Here is a 6,687-nt window from a genome sequence, read left to right on the forward strand (position 1 = left end):
GTCCGGTTCAACGCATTCGACGATAATAAACCCCCTCTTCAACGATCGTCGAAACAGTGTGAACCGACAGAAGCGGGCCGAGCGCACCGAAACCGCGGGGGAACGCGATCGCCACCGTCAACGCCGAGCGCACCGATTCCCGCGATCGCCGCCGCGTTTCGACCGACGACGGATAGGAGACCGTGAACGATCCCGATCGATCGTGTCTGACTCGCCGTTCAGTACGACCGGTTCTTCGGCTCGTACGTCTTGTTCTCGCCCTCGAGGATCGTCGGCTTGTACCAGAGTTCGGGCTCGCCGTCGTTCCACGAAATGAGCGTGTGTTTCAGCCAGTTCTCGTCTTTCCGCTCTTGGTGTTCCTTCCGCCAGTGAGCGCCGCGGAACTCCTCTCGCGCAAGCGCGCCCATCGTGAGCGCCTCGGCGATGTCGAGGATGTTCCGGGTCTCCATCGTGTGGATGAGATCGGTGTTGAAGGTTCGAGACGGGTCCGAGACGGCCACGTCCTTGTACGCCTCGCGCGCCTCCCGGAGGTCGCCGAGCGTCTCCTCGAGCCGGCCCTCCTCGCGGAACACGTTGACGTTGGCGGTCATCGTCTGCTGGACCTTCGAGCGGATCTCGGCGTGGTTCCGACCCTTCCGCGCGAGCAGCTCCTCGACGCGGGCCTTGGCGCGCTCGACTTCGGTTTTGAGCACGCCGTCGGGATCCGTCGCCACCGCGCCGCCGTCGGCCGCGGCGGGGCCCTGCCCGCCGGTCTCGCCGACCTCGACCTCGAACTCGTAGTCGGTCGGCTCCCAGTCGCCCTGCTTGCCGGTCGTGACCTCGGCCTCGCCCATCTCCTCGCCGGCGGCGTGGCGCCCGGCGCGCTTGCCGAAGACGATGAGCTCCGGGAGTGCGTTGCCGCCGAGGCGGTTCGCGCCGTGGACCGACGCGCAGGCGCACTCGCCGGCGGCGTAGAGACCGCCGATGACGGTCTCGCCGAACTCGTTCGTCTCAATGCCGCCCATCGCGTAGTGCTGGCCGGGCTTGACCGGCATCGGCTCCGTGAGCCCGTCGGCGCCCTCGAAGTCCTCCGCGAGGTGGAGGATGTTCTCCAGCCGGTCGAGGATGCGCTCCTCGCCGAGGTGGCGCATGTCGAGGTGGACGTACTCGTCCTCGATGCCGCGGCCCTCGTTGACCTCGGTCAGCTCGGCACGCGAGACCACGTCGCGGGAGGCGAGTTCGCCGTCGTTGTTCGCGTAGCCGTGCTCGAACATGAACCGCTCGCCGTCCTCGTTATAGAGGATGCCGCCCTCGCCGCGGACCCCCTCGGAGATGAGGACGCCCGTCGACGGCAGCGTCGTCGGGTGGAACTGGATGAACTCCATGTCCTCCATCGGGACGCCCGCGCGGTACGCCATCGCGACGCCGTCGCCGGTGTTCGCGACCGCGTTGGTGGTGTGATCGAACACCTGCCCCATCCCGCCGGTCGCGAGGATGACACCGTTCTCGGCGCGGAATCCGCTGACCTCGCCGCTCTGGATGTCGTAGGCGACGACGCCGTGGCAGGTCCGGTCGGCCGGGTCGTCCTCGTCGGTGACGGCGAGCTCCATCACGTGCCACTCGTCGTACACCGTGATCCCGCGTTTGACCACCTGCTCGTACATCGTGTGGAGCATCTGGTGGCCGGTCTCCGCGCCGGCGTACGTGGTCCGCGGGAAGGACAGCCCGCCGAACGGTCGCTGGGAGACGCGCCCGTCCTCCTCGCGGGAGAACGGCATCCCCCAGTGTTCGAGCTGGATGACCTCCTCCGGGCTCTCCTGGCAGAGGGCCTCGACCGCCGGCGCGTCGCCGAGGTAGTCGGACCCCTTCATCGTGTCGTAGGCGTGGTCCTCCCAGGAGTCGGCGTCGCGCAGCGCCGCGTTGATGCCGCCCTCGGCCGCGCCCGTGTGCGAGCGGACCGGGTGGAGCTTCGAGACGATGGCCACGTCGGCCCCCGCTTCCTGTGCCGCGATCGCCGCCCGGAGTCCCGCCCCCCCGGCGCCGACAACGATAACGTCGTGTTCGTGCATTGTTGTATGGTATCTCGTTAGGTTCGAAGCGACTTGAGCGTGTTCACCGCGCTCACCAGAACTTCAGGTTGTTTTTGACGGCCTCGCGTTTCAGCTCCTGAATGTGCTCGGTGAGGGGGATGTCCTTCGGGCACACCTCGGTACAGGAGAACTGGGTCTGGCACCGCCAGACGCCGTGCTCCTGTTCGATGATCTCCAGTCGCTTCTGTTTGATCTCCTCGCCCTCGCGGTCGTCCATGGCGAACCGGTACGCCTTGTTGATCGCGGCGGGGCCGAGGTACTCGTTGTCGCCGGCGGCGATGTTACACGAGGACATACACGCGCTACACCAGATACACCGGGTCGACATCTTGATCTTCTCGCGGTTCTCCCGCGTCTGACGCTGCTCTTCGAGCTCGCCGTCGGGATACTCGTTCGTCTGGAAGTAGGGCTCGACGGCCTCCATCTGGTCGTAGAAGTGCTCCAGGTCGACGACGAGGTCTTTTTCCACATCTGCGTGCGGGAGCGGCTCGACCCGGATCGGCTCTTCGAGCTCCGAGATCTGGGTCTTACACGCCAGCTTCTGGCCGCCGTTGACGAACATCGCGTCCGAGCCGCAGACGGCCTGCCGGCAGGAGTGGCGGAACGTGAGCGAGGAGTCGTACGTGTCCCGGGAGTACATCAGCGCGTCGAGGACGGTCATCCCCTTCGTGAACGGGACGTGGAACGTGTCGAACCGGGGTTCCTGTTTCCCCTCGATCTCGGGGTCGTATCGGAACACCTTCAGCTCGACCGTCTCCTCGTCGGCGGCGGCCTTCTCGGCCTCCTCGGCCTGTCGGCGCGCGCGCTCCTCGGCGGCGCGCCGTCGCTTCTCGTCTCGACGCTCGTCGCCTTTCGAAGGCACTTCCGTCTCGGCGTCGGTTTCGCTCGATTCGTCCGTCTGTTTCGGTGTCTGCGTACTCATAGTTCAGAGAAGCGGGAAGCCGCCCGCCCATGCGTTCGCCGTCCGAATCCCCTGGAACAGCAGCACGACGCTCGCGGCCACGAGCGTCCACTTGACGACCGTGCGCTTGGTTCCGGTCAGCCCCTGATTGACGAGGGCGTTGTACACGCCGTTGACCCCGTGGAACGTCGCGGTCACGAGGAACAGCACCATCAGCGAGTAGTAGCTCAGCTGCTCCATCCGCGCCGAGCTCGCCGCGAGCGTGACCTCGTCGGCGTGGTGGACGAAGTGGAGCAGGAAGAAGTGAAACGCCAGCACGACCAGCAGGAACGCCGCCGTGACGCGCTGGAGTAGCCACATCCGGCCGCCGGAGTTGAACGAGGAGTAGCGCTCTGCCATCTCAGAACGCCCCCGCGATGAAGGTCGGAACGGACGCGACGGTGATCGCTCCGGTCAAGATCAGCGACGCGTAGAAGCTCTTGTCCTGTGCCTCTAACCCGACGCCGAGGTCGACGAGGAGAAGCCGGGTGCCGTTGAGCATGTGGAAGACGGCGACCGCGAGCAGCCCGACCTCCAGAAGGCGAACCAGAAGCAGCCCTTCGAGGCTGACGATCGTCCCCGTGAACACGTCCGTCTGGGATCCCTGAAACATCATCGTCGCGCCGTCAGCTGCCGGGATCGCGGTACTCAACACGGCGATATGAGTGAACAGGTAGCCGATGAGCACCCACCCCGTGAACTTATGGAAGATCCAGGCCCACATCCCCGCCTCGAACTCCCGCCAGCGGCTGAAGTCCTCGATGAGGCCTCGATTGTACGACTGACTCATACCTAACGGTTCTGAACCGGGGTCGTATAGTAGTTACTAACACGGCGGGATCCACCCCGACGGATCTCCCGTCCCGCCCAGGTGTGGCCTATCGTGTCATGGTCGTCTCGCTCGCGGAAGCCTTTTATGTGCTCCTCCCGCCAGTACTGATGCAATGGCGAAAGGCGAAGTTGACTTCTTCAACGACACTGGCGGCTACGGATTTATCGAGACTGACGACGCGGACGAGGACGTGTTCTTCCACATGGAGGACGTCGGCGGCCCGGACCTGGAAGAGGGTCAGGAAGTCGAGTTCGACATCGAGGAAGCGGACAAGGGTCCGCGCGCAACGAACGTCACCCGCCTGTAACTCCGGCGACGACGTTCAGGGTGTATCGGCTTTTCGACTGTTCTACCCTCTGAGCCGCTGCGCCGTCCGGCGTGGCGGCCGATCGTTCCCGGACCGATAGGAATTTACTGGTGGCTGACTGACTGGTCAGTCAATGAGCGATCAGCCGAGCGCGGCCGACGAGATCATGGACGGGGTCTACCACGCGCTCCGCGCCCGCGGCTACGCCGACCTGACGATGCAGGACATCGCCGACGAGTGCTCGAAGAGCAAGTCGCTGCTTCACTACCACTACGACACGAAGGAGGACCTGCTCGTCGCGTTCCTCGATCGCGTCATCACCGACTCGGAGCGGCGGATCGCGGCCCACGCCGACGACCCCCCCGCGGAGCGGCTCGCGGGGTTCATCGGCTGGTTCGTCTTCGAGCCCGGGGCGGTCGACCGCGAGGCGTTCCACATCGCGCTCCTCGAACTCCGCACGCAGGGGCCGTTCAACGAGCCGATCCGACGGCAGCTCGCCCGGAGCGACCGGCTGCTCCGCGGCACCGTCGTCGACATCCTCGAATCGGGCATCGAGGAGGGAGTCTTCCGCGACGTCGACGTCGAGGAGACCGCGGCGCTGCTGGTCGCGACCCTCGACGGGGCGCGGACGCGGCAGATCACGCTGAGTCGAGGGGCGAACGCCGCCGAGGGCGACGAGTCGAACGCGGGCGGCATCGATCCCGGGCTGAACGACGACGCGCCCGGGACCGCCGCCTCGGCCGACCGACCCGAACCGACGTACACGCGAGCGGTCGCGGAGGCGACGTTCCGGCGGATCGTCGAGCCGCTGCTCGCGGAGGGCGCGGAGCCGCCGTCGCTGGAGGCCGGGATCGGAGCGATGACGCCCGTCGACGAGCACGACGCGGAATGACCGACGGTTCGACGCGGGGCGACTGACGTGGGACGCTTTGGCATCGACCGGCCGCCGACCGTGCTGCTCGCGGTGATCGCCAGCACCTTCTTCGTCGGCTTCGGCGGCGGAGTCGTCTTCCCCATCCTGCCGAACCTCGGCGCGGTGCTCGGTATCTCGGCGTTCATGGTCGGGGTGATCCTCTCCGCGAACCGGTGGGTGCGGCTCGTCGCGAACGCGCCGGCCGGCGCCCTCGTGGATCGGTACGGGACGCGCACGCCGTTCGTGATCGGGCTGTTCGTCGAGGGGGTCGCCACCCTCGGGTACGTCGTCGCGCTCGCGGTGCCGCCCGCCGAGTCGCTCCGGCCCCTCGCGGCGTCGCTGCCGACGCTCGCGGCCGGCCCGCTGGCCGTCGGGACGGAGGGATGGTTCGCCGCGATCGCGGTCGTCGTCGCGCCCGAGACGTGGTTCCTGATCGCCCGGGTCCTCTGGGGCCTCGGCTCCGCCGCGGTGTTCGCGACCGCCTACACCATCGCGGCCGACATCTCCGACGGCGGCTCGCGGGGGACGAACATGGGCGTCGTCCGCGGCGGGATCACGATGGGGTTCCCGGCCGGGCTCGTGCTCGGCGGCGTCGTCTCCGCGCTCGCGGGCAACATCGCGGCGTTCGTCGTCGCCGCCGCCTTCGCCCTGACCGCCAGCGTCGTCGCCTACCGCTTCGTCCCGGAGACGCACGTCACGGGCGACCGGTCGGGAGACTCGATCAAGCCGTGGGATGTCGACACCGCCGTCCCCGCCGTGACGGTCGGACTGGTCAACTTCGGCCTGATGTTCGCGTACATCGGCGCGCTGTTCTCCACGCTCGTGCTGTTCCTCGGCGAGAACGAGATATCGCTGTTCGGCCTCGCCCCGCAGGGAACCTCGGGGCTGTTCATGGCCGGGACGGTCCTCTCCGCCGCCCTCTTCATGTTCGTCGGCGGGAGAATATCGGACGCCCGCGACTCCAGGACCCCGATACTGCTGACGTTTCTCGTGGTCTCGTTCGTCGGGTTCCTGCTGCTCGCCCGCGCCGGGTCAGTGGTCTCGCTCGGGCTCGCCTGCGTCTTCATCGGCGCCGGGCAGGGAGGGACGAGCGGTCCGATGATGGCCCTGCTCGCGGACCTGACCCCCGACGATCGGATGGGTCGGGCCTCGGGGACGAACAACGTCCTCGGCGACGTGGGCGGCGGCCTCGGCCCGATGGTGTCGCTGCCGCTGATCGAGGCGGTCGGGTTCGCGCCGATCTACGCCGCCTGCGCGGTTCTCCCGCTTGCCGCGGGCGCGGTGCTCCTCGTCGGGGTCCGCCGCGAGACCGGGACGTTCCTCCCCGGGCACGCCGTGGGGGAACCGGAACGGGGCGAGAGGTCGACTTCCCCAGATTCGTAGTCCGAATCAGCCGCTGGCGCGCCTCCGAGCGCCCGAAGGGCGCGAGGAGCCCGCGAGGGAGTCGGAGCGGCGCTTATAAGCGCCGCTCCGACGAGGCTGGGGAGGCGTGAGGCTGCGGTGCGGCTGCGGTGCGGGTGGGACTCAAAGGGGCAGCCGCGGGGGCGAAGACGCGCGACGTAAGGACCGCAGGCGCGAACGGAGTGAGCGCCGAGGACCGCACAGAACGCGAGGGACGCCACGTAT

Annotated in this window: 7 protein-coding genes; 3 read left to right on the plus strand and 4 right to left on the minus strand. The window is 67.6% G+C overall.

All coding sequences use genetic code 11. From position 1 onward, the window contains the following. Positions 1-218 precede the first annotated feature (218 nt). Genes ACP96_RS05495 through sdhC form a run of 4 tightly spaced genes read right to left on the minus strand, consistent with a single transcriptional unit; the run spans position 219 to position 3,799 of the window. On the minus strand, positions 219-2,048 hold the full coding sequence (locus tag ACP96_RS05495) for an FAD-binding protein (protein ID WP_050032535.1): 1,830 nt from the start codon (positions 2,046-2,048) through the stop codon (positions 219-221). A gap of 52 nt (positions 2,049-2,100) precedes the next feature. Next, positions 2,101-2,991 (minus strand): succinate dehydrogenase/fumarate reductase iron-sulfur subunit, encoded by an 891-nt coding sequence (locus tag ACP96_RS05500; protein ID WP_050026068.1) that lies wholly within the window; start codon positions 2,989-2,991, stop codon positions 2,101-2,103. 3 nt (positions 2,992-2,994) lie between these two features. Beyond that, entirely contained in the window at positions 2,995-3,369 is a 375-nt protein-coding gene (locus ACP96_RS05505) for a succinate dehydrogenase (protein WP_050026066.1), read from the minus strand. A 1-nt stretch (position 3,370) separates the two neighbouring features. After that, complete coding sequence (gene sdhC / locus ACP96_RS05510; RefSeq protein ID WP_050026063.1) at positions 3,371-3,799, minus strand: succinate dehydrogenase, cytochrome b556 subunit; 429 nt, start codon at positions 3,797-3,799, stop codon at positions 3,371-3,373. 154 nt (positions 3,800-3,953) lie between these two features. On the opposite strand from sdhC, the gene ACP96_RS05515 reads away from it, so the two are divergent. The 3 genes from ACP96_RS05515 to ACP96_RS05525 all read left to right on the plus strand — a co-directional run bounded on the left by ACP96_RS05515 (position 3,954) and on the right by ACP96_RS05525 (position 6,444). Further along, complete coding sequence (locus tag ACP96_RS05515; RefSeq protein ID WP_004046659.1) at positions 3,954-4,148, plus strand: cold-shock protein; 195 nt, start codon at positions 3,954-3,956, stop codon at positions 4,146-4,148. A gap of 133 nt (positions 4,149-4,281) precedes the next feature. Continuing rightward, positions 4,282-5,040 carry a TetR/AcrR family transcriptional regulator gene (locus tag ACP96_RS05520; RefSeq protein ID WP_050026060.1) on the plus strand — a complete coding sequence of 253 codons (759 nt, stop codon included), beginning with the start codon at positions 4,282-4,284 and terminating at the stop codon, positions 5,038-5,040. Between the two features lie 27 nt (positions 5,041-5,067). Beyond that, on the plus strand, positions 5,068-6,444 hold the full coding sequence (locus tag ACP96_RS05525; RefSeq protein ID WP_050032536.1) for an MFS transporter: 1,377 nt from the start codon (positions 5,068-5,070) through the stop codon (positions 6,442-6,444). The last annotated feature ends 243 nt before the right edge of the window (positions 6,445-6,687 follow it).

The sequence above is a fragment of the Halorubrum halophilum genome (assembly GCF_000739595.1).
GTDB classification, from domain to species: Archaea; Halobacteriota; Halobacteria; order Halobacteriales; family Haloferacaceae; genus Halorubrum; species Halorubrum halophilum.

Coding starts and splice junctions, on each gene's coding strand:
- ACP96_RS05495 (WP_050032535.1), bottom strand. CDS start 2,048: ATGCACGAACACGACGTTATCGTTGTCGGCGCCGGGGGGGCGGGACTC.
- ACP96_RS05500 (WP_050026068.1), bottom strand. CDS start 2,991: ATGAGTACGCAGACACCGAAACAGACGGACGAATCGAGCGAAACCGAC.
- ACP96_RS05505 (WP_050026066.1), bottom strand. CDS start 3,369: ATGGCAGAGCGCTACTCCTCGTTCAACTCCGGCGGCCGGATGTGGCTA.
- sdhC (WP_050026063.1), bottom strand. CDS start 3,799: ATGAGTCAGTCGTACAATCGAGGCCTCATCGAGGACTTCAGCCGCTGG.
- ACP96_RS05515 (WP_004046659.1), top strand. CDS start 3,954: ATGGCGAAAGGCGAAGTTGACTTCTTCAACGACACTGGCGGCTACGGA.
- ACP96_RS05520 (WP_050026060.1), top strand. CDS start 4,282: ATGAGCGATCAGCCGAGCGCGGCCGACGAGATCATGGACGGGGTCTAC.